Annotated in this window: 15 protein-coding genes; 7 read left to right on the forward strand and 8 right to left on the reverse strand. The window is 48.5% G+C overall.

The genetic code is table 11. The features are described from left to right. The first annotated feature begins 30 nt into the window (after positions 1 to 30). From C0081_RS07195 to C0081_RS07205, 3 genes are all read left to right on the forward strand, one after another. Complete coding sequence (locus C0081_RS07195; protein ID WP_101533145.1) at positions 31 to 879, forward strand: phosphatase PAP2 family protein; 849 nt, start codon at positions 31 to 33, stop codon at positions 877 to 879. A 113-nt stretch (positions 880 to 992) separates the two neighbouring features. Next, on the forward strand, positions 993 to 1,763 hold the full coding sequence (locus C0081_RS07200; protein WP_101533146.1) for a glycosyltransferase family 2 protein: 771 nt from the start codon (positions 993 to 995) through the stop codon (positions 1,761 to 1,763). A gap of 42 nt (positions 1,764 to 1,805) precedes the next feature. Next, positions 1,806 to 2,153, forward strand: a complete 348-nt coding sequence (locus tag C0081_RS07205; protein WP_101533147.1) for a lipid-A-disaccharide synthase N-terminal domain-containing protein — start codon at positions 1,806 to 1,808, stop codon at positions 2,151 to 2,153. 59 nt (positions 2,154 to 2,212) lie between these two features. Here C0081_RS07205 and metC read toward each other — a convergent pair whose 3' ends face one another. Next, positions 2,213 to 3,400: a cystathionine beta-lyase gene (gene metC, locus C0081_RS07210; RefSeq protein WP_101533174.1), complete on the reverse strand. Its 1,188-nt coding sequence runs from the start codon at positions 3,398 to 3,400 to the stop codon at positions 2,213 to 2,215. Between the two features lie 322 nt (positions 3,401 to 3,722). Between metC and C0081_RS07215 the strand changes: the two genes are divergently transcribed. The 4 genes from C0081_RS07215 to C0081_RS07230 all read left to right on the forward strand — a co-directional run bounded on the left by C0081_RS07215 (position 3,723) and on the right by C0081_RS07230 (position 8,234). Next, on the forward strand, positions 3,723 to 4,739 hold the full coding sequence (locus C0081_RS07215) for an amino acid ABC transporter substrate-binding protein (protein WP_101533148.1): 1,017 nt from the start codon (positions 3,723 to 3,725) through the stop codon (positions 4,737 to 4,739). 166 nt (positions 4,740 to 4,905) lie between these two features. Next, complete coding sequence (locus C0081_RS07220; RefSeq protein ID WP_101533149.1) at positions 4,906 to 6,099, forward strand: amino acid ABC transporter permease; 1,194 nt, start codon at positions 4,906 to 4,908, stop codon at positions 6,097 to 6,099. A 9-nt stretch (positions 6,100 to 6,108) separates the two neighbouring features. Beyond that, a complete protein-coding gene (locus tag C0081_RS07225; protein WP_180966798.1) occupies positions 6,109 to 7,404 on the forward strand; it encodes an amino acid ABC transporter permease in 1,296 nt (431 codons plus the stop codon). A gap of 29 nt (positions 7,405 to 7,433) precedes the next feature. Beyond that, positions 7,434 to 8,234, forward strand: coding sequence for an amino acid ABC transporter ATP-binding protein (locus C0081_RS07230; RefSeq protein ID WP_101533151.1), 801 nt, complete (start codon positions 7,434 to 7,436; stop codon positions 8,232 to 8,234). A 76-nt stretch (positions 8,235 to 8,310) separates the two neighbouring features. Here C0081_RS07230 and sseA read toward each other — a convergent pair whose 3' ends face one another. The 7 genes from sseA to C0081_RS07265 all read right to left on the reverse strand — a co-directional run bounded on the left by sseA (position 8,311) and on the right by C0081_RS07265 (position 14,452). Next, complete coding sequence (gene sseA / locus C0081_RS07235) at positions 8,311 to 9,189, reverse strand: 3-mercaptopyruvate sulfurtransferase (RefSeq protein WP_101533175.1); 879 nt, start codon at positions 9,187 to 9,189, stop codon at positions 8,311 to 8,313. Between the two features lie 231 nt (positions 9,190 to 9,420). Continuing rightward, a complete protein-coding gene (locus tag C0081_RS07240; RefSeq protein WP_101533152.1) occupies positions 9,421 to 9,765 on the reverse strand; it encodes a carboxymuconolactone decarboxylase family protein in 345 nt (114 codons plus the stop codon). Positions 9,766 to 9,937: 172 nt separating this feature from the next. Then, a complete protein-coding gene (locus C0081_RS07245) occupies positions 9,938 to 10,654 on the reverse strand; it encodes an alanyl-tRNA editing protein (protein ID WP_101533153.1) in 717 nt (238 codons plus the stop codon). Between the two features lie 2 nt (positions 10,655 to 10,656). Next, positions 10,657 to 11,697 (reverse strand): cysteine synthase A, encoded by a 1,041-nt coding sequence (locus C0081_RS07250; RefSeq protein ID WP_101533154.1) that lies wholly within the window; start codon positions 11,695 to 11,697, stop codon positions 10,657 to 10,659. A 366-nt stretch (positions 11,698 to 12,063) separates the two neighbouring features. Continuing rightward, complete coding sequence (locus tag C0081_RS07255; RefSeq protein ID WP_101533155.1) at positions 12,064 to 12,798, reverse strand: amino acid ABC transporter ATP-binding protein; 735 nt, start codon at positions 12,796 to 12,798, stop codon at positions 12,064 to 12,066. Then, complete coding sequence (locus C0081_RS07260; RefSeq protein WP_101533156.1) at positions 12,795 to 13,625, reverse strand: amino acid ABC transporter permease; 831 nt, start codon at positions 13,623 to 13,625, stop codon at positions 12,795 to 12,797. Before C0081_RS07260 ends, C0081_RS07255 begins: the two co-directional genes overlap by 4 nt. Next, the gene (locus C0081_RS07265; protein WP_101533176.1) at positions 13,625 to 14,452 is read right to left on the reverse strand and encodes an ABC transporter substrate-binding protein; all 828 of its coding nucleotides are present in this window, start codon (positions 14,450 to 14,452) and stop codon (positions 13,625 to 13,627) included. The genes C0081_RS07260 and C0081_RS07265 overlap by 1 nt, the downstream gene beginning before the upstream one ends. Positions 14,453 to 14,697: the final 245 nt, after the last annotated feature.

Genomic DNA, 14,697 nt, shown 5'->3' on the forward strand with positions numbered 1-14,697 from the left:
CAATCGGATTCAACTGGATCAAAACAGAGCATGATAGCAATTTCGACCATCACTGATGCGTACCGGCGGCTTCGGCAGCAAATAAGTAGCTTTCGACGACTACTCTCCGTCCGTGGATTTCGCGTAAGGTCAGGTTACAACAATCCAGAAATAACCCACCCCAACTGGCAACTTATTATCGTTGTTGCTATCAGTCTGATCGGCCTAGGTTTCCTGTTTGCTGATGACGCGGCGGGGCATTGGAAATCAACCGTTTCACCGGAAATCTACCATTTTTTCCGGGCGCTCACCAGTCTTGGAAAATCGGAGATTTTGCTAATCCCCGCAGCATTGGCCATTTTGTGTCTGGGGCTGTTCCCGTGGCAATCTCTTCCCAAAGGGGCACAGGCTATTTTATGCCAATTCCAGATGCTCGGTCTTTATGTCGTTTTAGCAATTGCAGGGTCAGGTCTTACAAACAACCTGATTAAAATGACAATCGGCCGCGCTAGACCACGCCATTTTGAACAACTCGGTGCCTTTCATTTTGAGCCACCGGGCTTTTCATCAGGATTTCAAAGCTTTCCTTCCGGTCATTCAACAACAGCTGGCGCGATGGCAATCGTATTTATATTGCTCTTTCCCAAATTCAAATGGACTTGGCTCGCAATAGCCGCATGGATCGCTGGTTCAAGGGTAATTGTTGGTGCGCATTATCCTTCCGATTCTGTGGCTGGTTTTGTTTATGGCGCTTCATTTGCTTGGCTTCTGGCAGTTTGGTTTGCCAATCGCCGCCTTCTGTTTCGTGCGCAAGGCGGGTTAATCAGAATACCAAAAAATGGCGGACTTTCACTAACAGGGCTTTACAAAGCGCTTCACATGTTGCGACAAAAAGCCTAAGAGAAGGGCAACTTTGACGCATTTCCTATTCCGGTGGCACTGTCTGCAATTTGCATTGTTGATCATACCGAGACACGGAAGTATTTCGAAACAATCGAGTCAGGAACATATCTATGTTAGCCAGCTTGCCACCTCTCGCCCATGCGCTAGAAGCGAGCGTCATCATTCCGTGTAAGAATGAAAGGGATAATCTCGCTTTTCTTATCGATGAGGTAGGAACCGCGCTAGAGGGGCGTTCGTTTGAGCTAATCATTGTCGATGATGGCTCTGATGATGACACAGATGTGCTCTTGAAAGACTACGCCAAGACACGTCCTTGGTTGCGCCACCTGCGGCATGAAAAATCATGTGGCCAGTCCAATGCTGTTCGTACCGGTTTGCTCCATGCGCAAGGGGAGTTCATTGCCACGTTGGATGGTGATGGCCAGAATGATCCGTCATTTTTCCCCCAGATGATTGATGCCTTGAAAGCCGGTGGCCCAGACCATGCTCTTGCAGCAGGGCAGCGCATGAAGCGCACTGATGGTGCCATCAAGATGGCATCGTCCCGTCTTGCAAACACGGTCCGTCAGGCAATGTTGAAAGACAACACTCGCGACTCCGGTTGCGGCCTCAAGGTTGTCCGTCGACAAGTCTTTCTCAACTTGCCTTTCTTTGAATCATGGCACCGTTTTTTGCCTGCACTTGTTGTACGGGAAGGGCTTAAAGTGGTTCATATCGATGTGATAGATCGCGGACGCAGCCACGGCACATCGAAATACGGTATTTTTGATCGACTTTGGGTGGGAATAGTCGATTTGTTCGGCGTTCTCTGGTTGCGCAAACGCCGCAAAAAAATTCCGACCATTTCAGAAATCAACCTGACAGCTGATAATAACAACTAGACGAGTCAACCGTCAGCGCGCAGATATTGGAAAGTCCCTTCTATGCTTGCCACTCTATGGACCGATTTTAGCTCTTGGCTCGGCACTGTATTTTTAGATCAGTGGGATATGTGGTTGATTTTGGGTTTTGTTGCCCAAGCAATGTTTACCATGCGCTTTGTGGTTCAGTGGATCGCAAGTGAGCGCGTTGGCAAATCCATCGTTCCGGTTGCCTTCTGGTTCTTCTCTGTAGGTGGCGGCGGCTTGTTGTTCATTTATGCACTAAAGCGCGGTGATCCTGTTTTTATCGTCGGGCAGGGTGCGGGTCTGTTTATTTATTTGCGCAATCTTCGCCTTATCTACAAAGAACACAAATCAAACAAAATGATGGAAAATTCCCCTGTGGAATAGGCCGGTATGATTAAGACAAAAAAGGCAGCCTCTGGCTGCCTTTTTTGTTCGTTTCTAAATCATCCCTCTGTAGAGGACAGTGCAGCAAAGCCTTTTTCGAGATCCGCTTTGAGATCGGCTACGTCTTCCAAACCAATGTGCAGACGAATCAATTGACCGGGCTCATCCCAAACCGTCGCGGTGCGGTAGTTGCGAGGATCTGCATAAATCACCAAGCTTTCAAATCCACCCCAACTATATCCCAACCCAAACAACTCAAAAGCGTCAATCAAAGCAAGTGTTTGCTTCTTCGTGCAGTTTTTAAGAACGACGCCCATCAGACCACAGGCTCCGGTGAAATCCCGTTTCCAAATTTCATGTCCTGGATCGCTTTCCAAAGGCGGATAAAGCACTCTGTCCACTTCAGGCCGTGCTTCCAGCCACAGTGCCATATCCAATGCGCTCTTCTGGTGTTGTCGCAAACGCACACCCATCGTCCGCAAGCCACGCAGGGCGAGGTAAACATCATCTGGAGCCACATGATACCCCATCGCGCCATGAACCAGCTCAAGACGTGTCCAGGCTTTTTCATTGGCCGAGACAACTCCCAACATGACATCTGAGTGACCAACAATATATTTGGTGCCTGCCTGAATGGTCATATCAACACCATGGGCCATCGCATCAAAATACAAAGGTGTGCCCCACGTATTGTCCAGCACGACCAAGATATCGTGCGCATGAGCAGCAGCAACAATGGCAGGGATATCTTGCATTTCGAATGTTTGCGATCCCGGAACTTCGGTGAAAACCGCAGTCGTATTGGATTTGAACAACTTAGAAATATCAGACCCAACCAAAGGATCGTAATAGTCGACTTCAACACCCATTGGCTCCAGAACAACAGAAGCAAAATTGCGTGTCGGTTCGTAGACACTGTCCGTGATTAGGATGTGGTCACCCGCTTTTGCCGCAGACAAAAGAGCAAGAGAACAAGCTGCCAGCCCAGAAGGGGTCAATACCGTTCCATGGGCTCCTTCCAGATCAGTCAAGGCATCTGTCAACGCTTCTGTTGTGGGGGTGCCACGGCGACCATAATGATATTTTGCCCTACCCGAAAAAAGCTCTTCTGTTGATTCGAAAAGGACGGTAGACGCATGCACTACTGGCGGGTTTACAAAACACTCAAGGTCAGAAGAGGAGCGCCCTGTATTGACGAGGCGCGTATCTGTTTGATAATTTTTTGTGCTTTTATCACTTTTTCGCATGAGTTCAATTGCCTTTGACAAAGAATGAAGAGAGTCGTTACCGAAATTTTCGACCGAAAACTTAGCACAAAAGAACAAAATGTTTCCAAATTTGGTGTCTTGCGCACATTTTTAGTGCGAATAGTCCATATTGCTGGTTAGAATTGCATTTTGCCCCTTGACCAATGTCGAATAATTTTCTTCGATGGGAATGTCAAATGTAAAACTTATGACATTGACCAAACATAAAAGCGTAGGGGACGGATGAGCCAATTTTAAATCACCGTATTCACTCGCTGAAAAGCAATCAGATTATCTTGGGCAACAAACAATAGGCTGCATAATGAAAAAAGCTCTTCTTTCCGTACTCATGGGTTCCGCAATGGCTGTCGGCGCAACGGCTGCAAGTGCCGCGACCCTCGATGATGTCAAATCCAAAGGGGCCGTACAGTGTGGTGTGAGCCAAGGCCTGCCTGGTTTCTCCAACCCTGACTCTGCAGGCGCATGGACTGGTCTGGATGTAGATTTCTGCTATGCCGTATCCGCCGCAATTTTCGGTGATGCGAGCAAAGCCAAATTCTCTCCACTTTCTGCCAAAGAGCGTTTCACTGCTCTGCAGTCCGGAGAAATTGACATTCTGCCACGCAACACCACTTGGACCATGACACGCGATACGGCGCTTGGCCTCAACTTCGCTGGCGTTAACTATTATGACGGTCAGGGCTTCATGGTTCGTAAGGCTATGGGCATCACATCCGCTCTGGAATTGGACGGCGCTTCTGTATGTACCAACACAGGTACAACAACAGAATTGAACGTGACCGACTATTTCCGTTCAAACAACATGACACTGGAACTTGTTCAGTTCGAAAAAGCTGACGAAGTTGTTCAGGCATACGATTCTTCTCGTTGTGACGTATACACCACCGATGCTTCCGGTCTGTATGCACAGCGTCTAAAACTCACCAACGCCGCAGACCATGTTGTTCTGCCAGAAATCATTTCCAAAGAACCTTTGGGCCCAGTGGTTCGCCAAGGCGATGACCAGTGGTTCAACATCAACAAGTGGGTTCTTTTTGCAATGGTCAACGCTGAAGAACTGGGTGTAACTCAGGCAAACGTTGATGAAATGAAAGAAAGCAAAAACCCATCCATTCGTCGTCTACTCGGCACAGAAGGTTCATTTGGTGAAAACCTAGGTCTCACCAACGACTGGGCTTACAACGTCATTAAAGCAGTCGGCAACTATGGCGAAAGCTTCGACAAAAACGTCGGTCCAGACACACCACTCGGCATCGCACGTGGCGTGAATGCGCTGTGGTCCGATGGTGGCCTGATGTATGCTCCACCAATCCGCTAATTGCGTGGATTGCGCCCCGGCAGGACAAATGTGTCTGCCGGGGCATTTTTATTTTTGCGACGTCAATATATTAATAATAAGTTCCTAAAGGAACAAGGAGACGTCGTAGTCTCGATCGCCTGATCAAAGTCAAAAAACAATATGATCAGTCACCCACGAGGACATCATGGCTGCTAACGCACAAAAGGCCGGGGATAATTCCTCCGCGAAAGGGTCTATTTTTAACGACCCCAAGGTGAGGGGGCTTGTTTATCAGGTTCTACTCATTGGCGGATTGGCCTACCTAATTTGGAGCATCATCCAAAACGCTTCATACAACCTTGAAAAGCAAAATATTGCTTCCGGTTTTGGTTTTATGGACGGCACAGCTGGTTTCCTTCCAAACCAAGCTTTGATTGAATTAAGCGCAGTATCGTCCTACGGCAGGATGCTTGTTGCAGGACTATTAAATACGCTATTGATAGCGGTCATCGGGATATTCTTTGCAACGATTGTTGGGTTTATTGTCGGGATTGCCCGCTTGTCCAATAACTGGGTCATCGCCAAGATGGCTACCGTCTATATCGAAATTGTCCGCAACATCCCATTGTTGTTGCAGATGTTCTTTTGGTATTTCGCAGTGTTGCGAGCGCTTCCCCATCCAAAACAATCTTATGATTTTGGCGCCGGATTTTTTCTCAACAACCGCGGCTTTTTTATGCCCAAGCCCATTTTTGAGGATGGCTCATCTTTCATAGGCTACGCATTGATTGCTGCAGTTATTGGCATTTTCCTTTTGTCCAAGTGGGCGAAAAAGCGTCAAATAGCAACGGGCCAGCGTTTTCCGGTTTTTATGACCAGCCTGGGTCTGTTAATCGGCTTGCCATTGGTTGCCTATTTTATCGCCGGGATGCCGATTTCTGCGGACCTTTCTGCTCTCAAAGGCTTTAACTTCAAAGGTGGTATGAAAGTCATTCCAGAATTTGTGGCGCTATTGTTGGCGTTGACAATTTATACAGGAGCTTTTATTGCCGAAATTGTACGAGCAGGAATTCTAGCCGTCAGTCACGGACAAACCGAAGCCGCGAGTGCTCTTGGACTACGCAAAGGCCCTACGCTACGGCTGATTGTTGTTCCTCAGGCCATGCGCGTTATTATCCCGCCTTTGACGTCACAATTTCTTAACTTGACCAAAAACTCGTCACTGGCAGTGGCCATCGCTTATCCGGATGTTGTCTCTATCGGCGGGACCGTCCTCAATCAGACCGGTCAGGCAATTGAAATCATTGGCATATGGATGATTATCTATCTGTCCCTTTCCCTCATCACCTCAATGCTCATGAACTGGTACAACCGGTCCTTGGCATTGGTTGAACGATAGGAGATACCCATGTCTGAAAACCCAGTCTCCTATGTTCGCAAAGAGTTGGTGCCAGAGAAACCAGCGCCAGTCGATATACATGGTCCGGTTCATTGGATGAAGGAAAACCTCTTTTCCTCCATTCCAAACACAATCCTGACCTTGATAGGCATATATCTGATTTATCTGTTATTCCCGCCTCTGATCAAATTCAGTTTGATCGATGCGGTTTGGCATGGACAAGACAGAACGGCTTGCATCGATAATGATGGAGCTTGTTGGGCTTATGTCAGGGCATATTTTAGCCAGTTCGTCTACGGCCGGTATCCGGTTGAGGAGATCTGGCGTGTCAACATCGTGTTTGTCGTTGGTATCATTGGTCTCGTGCCTGCTCTTATGCCGACGCTCCCTTTCAAGCGTGAAAATGTTCTCTTCATGCTCATTGTTTTTCCTGTTATGACATTCATTCTGTTAACGGGGGGCAATCTGTCTTTTGAGAATTATTTGGTTGAATATACCATTTTGTTCGCGATCGTCCTTGGGCTTGCAGCTTTGGTATCCAAAGCGACACACAGCCCGATGAAAGCAATCCTTTTGGTGCTGGGTGGCATTGGAATAGCCGCAGCCGTCATCTTCGGTATTATGTCCATTGACTTTGGCCTTGTACCGGTTGAAACGGCCCAATGGGGTGGTTTCCTTGTTACCTTGGTTATCGCGATCACAGGCATTGTGGCATCGTTGCCGCTGGGAATTGCACTGGCGCTTGGCCGTCGGTCCAAAATGCCAGTTGTGCGTCTCGTATCTATCATCTTCATCGAATTTTGGCGTGGCGTACCGCTAATCACGGTTCTCTTCATGTCTTCTGTGGTGTTGCCGTTGTTCCTGCCGGAAGGTGTGAATTTCGACAAATTGTTACGGGCACTGATTGGTGTGGCTCTCTTCTCCGCCGCTTATATGGCAGAAGTCGTGCGGGGTGGCTTGCAGGCTATACCTAAGGGACAATATGAAGGTGCTGATGCGCTAGGACTTACATTCTGGCAATCCACCGGCTTGATTATTATGCCTCAGGCGTTGAAACTCGTGATCCCAGGGATCGTGAATACCTTCATTGGACTGTTTAAAGATACCACTCTGGTGCTTATCATTGGCTTGTTTGATCTTTTAGGGCAGGTGCAGACTTCCTTCACCGATCCGACATGGTCGACACCAACCACATCGCATACGGGATATTTATTCGCAGCAATCGTCTTCTGGGTGTTCTGCTTCAGCATGTCCCGCTATTCAATCTTCATGGAAAACCGGCTGCACACCGGTCATAAGCGATAAGCCGTCCAGAAAATTCAAGGAATACTCCTATGACTGAAAATGCAGTTGACCCAAAAGACATACATGTAGATCGCGCCAAAATGCACATCTCGGATACAGATGTTGCGATCGAAATCACCGACATGAACAAATGGTTTGGCGACTTCCACGTGCTACGTGACATCAACCTCAAGGTTATGCAGGGCGAACGCATCGTAATCGCCGGCCCATCCGGTTCTGGCAAATCTACCATGATCCGCTGTATCAACCGTCTTGAAGAACATCAAGAAGGCAAGATCATCGTCGACGGTATCGAATTGTCCAACGATTTGAAAAAGATTGACGAGATCCGCCGTGAAGTTGGTATGGTGTTCCAGCACTTCAATCTGTTCCCGCATTTGAGCATTTTGGAAAATCTCACACTGGCGCCGATTTGGGTACGCAATATGCCCAAAAAGGAAGCTGAAGAGATTGCGATGCACTATTTGGAACGGGTCAAAATCCCAGAGCAGGCTTTGAAGTTCCCAGGTCAGCTCTCGGGTGGCCAGCAGCAGCGTGTAGCAATTGCTCGATCGCTCTGCATGAACCCACGCATCATGCTGTTTGATGAGCCCACGTCGGCCCTCGATCCAGAAATGATCAAGGAAGTGTTGGACGTGATGGTCGGTCTTGCGGAAGAAGGCATGACCATGATCTGCGTTACCCACGAGATGGGCTTTGCCCGTCAGGTCGCCAACCGGGTCATCTTCATGGATGCAGGTCAGATCGTGGAACAAAATGAACCTGAGGAGTTTTTCACCAATCCTCAGCACGAAAGAACCAAATTGTTCCTAAGCCAGATCTTGCACTAGATTGATCTCGGCATCGTCGACACAACAAAAGCCCGGACAGTGTCCGGGCTTTTTTGTTCATAGCTGTTGTATATATTCAACCACCGTTTGGGCCAAAGGGTGCGCCGGGTTCACAATCAATTGGGCTACCTTCTCGTGAGGCCCATTCTGCCCAAGATCCGTCATAAAGCCCGAGCTGCCCGTGCCCGATGGTATCCAGAGCCAATGTCAATATAGCCGCTGTCGCTCCCGAGCCACAGCTTGTGATAACGGGTTTATCCAGATCGACACCTGCATCAATAAAACGCTGGCGCAAAGCGGCGATATCTCTCAAACAACCATTCTCGTCTACCAAGTCGGGGAATGGAACATTCTTGGAACCCGGAAAGCGTCCTGATGGAATATTAGGGCGTGGTTCAGGCGCTTGGCCAAGCCACCGCTCCTCCGACCGCGCATCTACAATTTGTATTGCTTGAGTGTTTACCGCTTTTAAAACATCATCATAACTGCGCACAGAGCCATGATCGAGCCGAGCCGAGAACCGGCCAACATGCGGCGTCGGAACCAAATCACTAAGCGGGCGGCCCTCTGCTTTCCATTTTGGCAACCCGCCATCAAGAATGCAGACATCTTGAACGCCCATTGTGCGGAACGTCCACCAAATCCGGGGCGAAGAGCGCAGCCCAACACCATCATAAATGACAATTTTTTGCCCGTCGCTTATGCCGAGCGTTTGAACAGCAGCAGAAAAATCTGAAGCCGTAGGCAACATATGCGGTAAATCTGTCGATAAATCTGCGATTGCATCCATGTCGAAATAGAACGAACCAGGAATATGTTCTGCACGATATTCGGCTTCGGGATCGCGTTGCTCATGGGGCAAATACCAAGAGCCATCCAGCACAACCACATCAGGGCTATCCAAATGTGTTTCAAGCCACTGCGTGCTTACTAGCCATTTTGTTCGCTCACCCATGCCACCGCTCTCCATCCAAATTGCCAATGCCCGCCAGATTTTTGGCGTATAATCTAATTCCTGCGCAGCAAGATGGAGCATCCTTGCCAAGTACGCCATATGCCCAAATGAGATTTGTAAGAAATCCCCTACAAATTCAAATTTCGCAATTGAACAAACAAAAAGGTCGACAATTGCCGACCTTTTTAACCGTATAGACGTCGAAACACTGTCAGGGACAAGTTCCCAAACTCATCCTTCAATCAGTTGATCCCAACAATCCATAGCCTTGGCTGCATACATGAGAGAAGGCCCGCCGCCCATATAAATTGCGGTCCCCAAACATTCTTCGAATTCAGCTCTGGTGCAGTCCAATTTAATCAATGTCCGCGTGTGAAACGCGATGCATGGTTCACAGCGCATAGCCAGAGCAATACCAAGCGCCACCAGTTCTTTTGTTTTGGTATCAAGCGCTCCGGGCTTGTCTGCACCAGCCGACAAAGCAGAAAATCCGGCCATCGTTTCCGGAATATCTTTGCGCAATGTGCCAACTTGTTTGCCAACGTCAGCCATGAGCTGTTTGTAATCAGTAGCCATGAAAAAACCTCTCCATTTTCCGTAACATCGGAAATTGGTTTCCCGATAGTCACATTACCATAAAGTTCTATGTATCACTATATTCTAATATTGCAAATAAAGAAAAATGCATACTGGCTGTACTGTAATGGCAACGCACCCTTCGATCAGATTTGATGGTCACAATGAAGTGCTAGTCAACAAACCGGATGCGAATGCGTCGATTTTGTTTCCCTTTATTTTCAATCTTGGTCACAGCGACGGACCCTATCTCGCTGGTCTGCTTGACATGGGTGCCACCACAAGGCTGCAAATCAACATCACCGATAGCGACCAAACGCACTTTGCCTGACCCTCTTGGCGGCTGAACCGCCATAGTCTTGACCAATTCAGGCTGTGCATCCATCTCTTCATCCGTAATCCATCGCATCGTGACTGCATGATCCTGATTGATCAGAGCCATCAATTTTTCAGTCAAACCCTCTTTATCAAAGTCCGGATCCGGAATGTTGAAATCAAGCCGAGACTCAACAGCACCAATCTGTCCACCGGTCACCGCGAAAGGTACGACCACAGACAGCAAATGCAACGCTGTGTGATGACGCATATACTTATAACGGGTTTCCCAATTGATATGGCAAGTGACTTTGTCGCCTGCATTCACCTTGCCATCTTGCCCGTCTTGCGCAAGGTGCAACAACGCCCCGGTTTTACGATCTTTGCGCGTGGTGACAATATCTATGTGGCTGCCGTCTTGCTTTTCCAGATACCCCGAGTCACCCGGCTGTCCACCGCCCGTGATATAAAAAATGGTCCGATCAAGTATGATCGAACCATCATCATTCACGGCCAAAACAGTTGCATCACAGGTGGTCAAGTAAGCATCCTGACGAAACAATTCTTCGGTCATCTCTAATCCTCGGTAAGGAATGGAGCCTTTATATTAGACTCGCGTTGCATCCAATCTGGCACAGGCAAACCCTTGGAGGCAAGAAAGGAGGGGTTATAAAGCTTGGATTGATACCGCGTTCCATAGTCGCACAGGATGGTCACAATCACATGGCCGGGTCCAAGAGTTTTGGCCAGCTCAACAGCACCTGCGATATTAATCGCAGATGAGCCACCAAGGCAGAGGCCTTCATTCTCCAGTAAATCAAAAACATAGGGCAGGGCGGTCTTATCAGAGATGCAATAGGGGTGATCAACGATTAACCCCTCTAGATTCGCCGTAATGCGCCCTTGCCCTATCCCTTCCGAGATAGAAGACCCTTCCGACTTCAATTCACCATCTTTGTAATAGTGATACAGCGCGGCGCCCTCAGGGTCAGCAAGACCGATTTTGATATTCGGGTTATGTGCACGCAACCCTTTAGCCGTACCAGCCAATGTACCACCGGTGCCCACGGCACAAATAAAGCCATCCACTTTGCCGTCAGTCTGTGCCCAGATTTCCTCAGCTGTCGTTTCAACATGCGCTTGGCGATTGGCGACATTGTCAAATTGGTTGGCCCATATTGCGCCATTGGCTTCAGTCTTTGCCAATTGCTCTGCTAGACGCTGTGACACTTTGACATAGTTATTCGGATTACGATAGGGCACAGCAGGCACTTCAACCAGCGTGGCACCAGCCAAACGCAACATGTCTTTTTTCTCTTGCGATTGGGTTTCAGGGATCACAATCACAGTCTTGAAACCCATGGCGTTCGCCAGCAGTGCCAACCCGATACCCGTGTTACCTGCGGTGCCCTCAACAATAGTCCCGCCAGGGCGAAGGGCACCAGACTCAATCGCATCACGGATAATATACAGCGCGGCCCGATCTTTGACCGACTGGCCCGGATTGAGAAATTCGGCCTTGCCAAGAATTTCGCACCCCGTCAGGTTGCTCGCACCATTGAGGCGGATAAGGGGCGTGTTGCCAATCGCAGCCATCACATCTGATCGAATATCCATGAAACGTTTTTCCTTCTCGAGCCAAAAGGCCTTTTACATCCCCAATATTTATGAAAGCAAAGCCGTTTCTTCAAGCTCTACACACCCAACGCAGGCCGTGAAAAATCGTAATTTTGCGTAGGCAATCCGGCTTCAGCCAATCTCTTCTGGTTTCAGCTGTTTGTCGGGTAAAATTTGTTACATCCTCAAACGCCGACAAAAAGACATTTCCAAGCAATGCAGCGCAATAAACAATGGCAAAGGGTAAGCACCGAAGTGACAGCGTTTAATGCACTGAAAATGAGGCACGTCCGGCAACGACAGACCCTTGTTTCAACAACTAGACCACCAACTTGTTGAAACAATCCAGTGAACAAAAATCGCCTTTCAGTATGACCTTAACACCCGTGCCAAAAAGTCACGGGTACGGGCTTCTTTAGGGTGCGAAAAAATCTGTGCCGGAGCTCCTTGCTCCAGAATTTGACCCTTGTCTAGAAAGCAAACCCTGTCGGCAACATCGCGCGCAAATGCCATTTCATGCGTTGCTAAGATCATGGTCATGCCGTCCTGCTTAAGAGAACTCAACACCTGTAGAACTTCGCCGACCAGTTCAGGATCCAGTGCCGACGTTATTTCATCAAACAACATGATTTCCGGATTCATAGCCAGTGCGCGCGCGATAGCGACACGCTGCTGTTGACCACCGGAAAGCTGATCTGGATAATGATGCATTCGCTCTTTCAGACCGAATTTTTCGAACAAAGCTTCGACTTGTGGCATCAACGCGTCGCGGGATTTGTTAAAAATCCTTCGAGGGGCAAGCATCACATTTTCTTCAGCGGTCATGTGAGGGAAAAGATTGAATGATTGAAACACAATCCCGATGCGTTGGCGGATTGGCTGGGGGTCAAGCGAAGGATCTGCGATTTCTTCACCGTCCAACCAGATGTTGCCATCATCAACCGGATCCAGCAAGTTCAAGCATCGCAAGAGCGTAGATTTACCCGAACCCGAAGGACCAATCAAACAAACCATTTCCCCTTGCGCGACATCAAGAGATATCCCATTCAACACCTTGGTCGCTCCGAAGGACTTGTGAATATTTTCTAGTTTGAGTTTCATGAGCGCGCTCGGTTCTGCTTGGCAATCAGGTGATCAGCCAGTCGTGTGGCCGGAATGGTAACAACCAGAAAAATAACTGCAGCTACAACATACGGTGTAAAATTGGCCAAAAGCGACTTGAATACACCCGCTTGACGAAAAATCTCGACAGGTCCGATAAATGACAAAAGGGCGACGTCCTTTTGCAGCGCAATCAGTATATTCATTTGCGCCGGTATTACGCGCCGTATGGCCTGCGGTAATACGACAAAGCGCATAGAATCCGAGGATGACAACCCCAGAGACAATGCTGCATTCCGTTGAGATTTGTGAATGCTCTCGATTCCTGAGCGAAAAATCTCTGCCACATAGGCAGCATAAGTCAGCACAAGTGCAACTGTGCCCCATATGTAGGGAGAATTGAACGGCCGAGGAAGACCAAGCCCCGGTATGCCAAAGCCGATAAGATAGACGACCAAAACCACTGGCACACCGCGAAATACGTCCGTATACAAAGCTCCAAAAAGCCGAAGCGGGTATAACACAGGGTCACGAACATCGCGCGCCAAGGCGATTGCGAGACCGAGCACTGCAATTAACGGCACAGACCATGCAAATATCGCAATATCTAATAGGAAGGCATTCAAAAGTTTGGGAAGCGTTTTGACAACCACTTCCCAGTTAAAAAAGCTGAGTTTGACCTTTTCCCACCCCGGAGCCATCGGGATAAAGATCATAAGCACAGCAATCACAGATGCAGTTGATGCACCAGCGAGAAACAACGAACGACGTTTGAGCTTTCGTTCAAACGCCTGCCTACGGGTAAGCCCAACAGAAGAATTCGACATTATTCAATGACCGGAACGCCTGTCGTTTCTGAAAGCCAAGTGGCTTCCAAATCAGCCAGTGTGCCGTCTGCAGTCAGCGCAGCAATTGCGTCATTGACGCAAGCTTTTAAAGGGCTGCCTTCTTCCATCAACATGCCGAACTGATCCGGATTTTTTGTGCGATCCGCAGGGAACTGTCCCAAAAGCACACCATTTTCAACAACGACCGCCGACAGATAAAGCGCTGTTGGCAAATCGAACAATGCAGCGTCGATCTGACCGGCTTGAATGGCTGCGGTAACGTCGGTCTGGTCATTATAAAGTAGCGGATCACTGTCGGGCTCGACCAATTCAGTAAGCATCGGCACTGCTGTCGTATTGGCGTCAGCCCCCCATTTCAGCGATTTCAGCGAAGCCAAAGTCGGAACAGCCCCTCCATCCACGACAGCCTGAGTTGTCAGAACAGCCATTGCAGAAGAATAGTAAGAGGTAGAGAAATCTACAATTTTATCTCGATCATCGGATATGGAAAATTGTTGAACATTGAGGTCAAAGTTTTTGGCTCCGGGCTGAATCGACTCGTCAAATCCAGAACGAACCCAAACAACATCATCGGAACCAAATCCCATCTTAGCAGCCACGGCATAGGCTACGGCAGGTTCAAAACCCTTGCCTGTTTCCGGAGCGTCATCAATGACCCATGGGAAATATGCAGGGTTTCCCGTTGCGATGGTCAATTTACCATCCACCAGCGTCTTACCGGTGGCACATTGCTCAGCGGCAAAAACAGGGCTCGCGCAAGTCGCAAAAGTGAGTGCTAGAGCAATGACTTTCAACGGCGATTTCATGACAGCTTCCTTCATTCGTTGTTTTGTAAATAAAAGATACAATTTGATGCCCCATGTCCAGTGCTGAAATGAATCTTTCAATGTTGCATTGGGCACACCAAATCTCCATTTGACCATATGAAATGAAGCGTCCAAGGGACCAAGCTACTCGGTTGGAAGAGCTTAGCTCAGGCGAGGCGGGGTCAATGTGGAAATTGCGCACTATGGCGCCACCATTTCTTTTGTAGACATTCACCCAAGATTGA

It is taken from the genome of Cohaesibacter celericrescens (assembly GCF_002866925.1).
In the GTDB taxonomy this organism is placed as follows: domain Bacteria; phylum Pseudomonadota; class Alphaproteobacteria; order Rhizobiales; family Cohaesibacteraceae; genus Cohaesibacter; species Cohaesibacter celericrescens.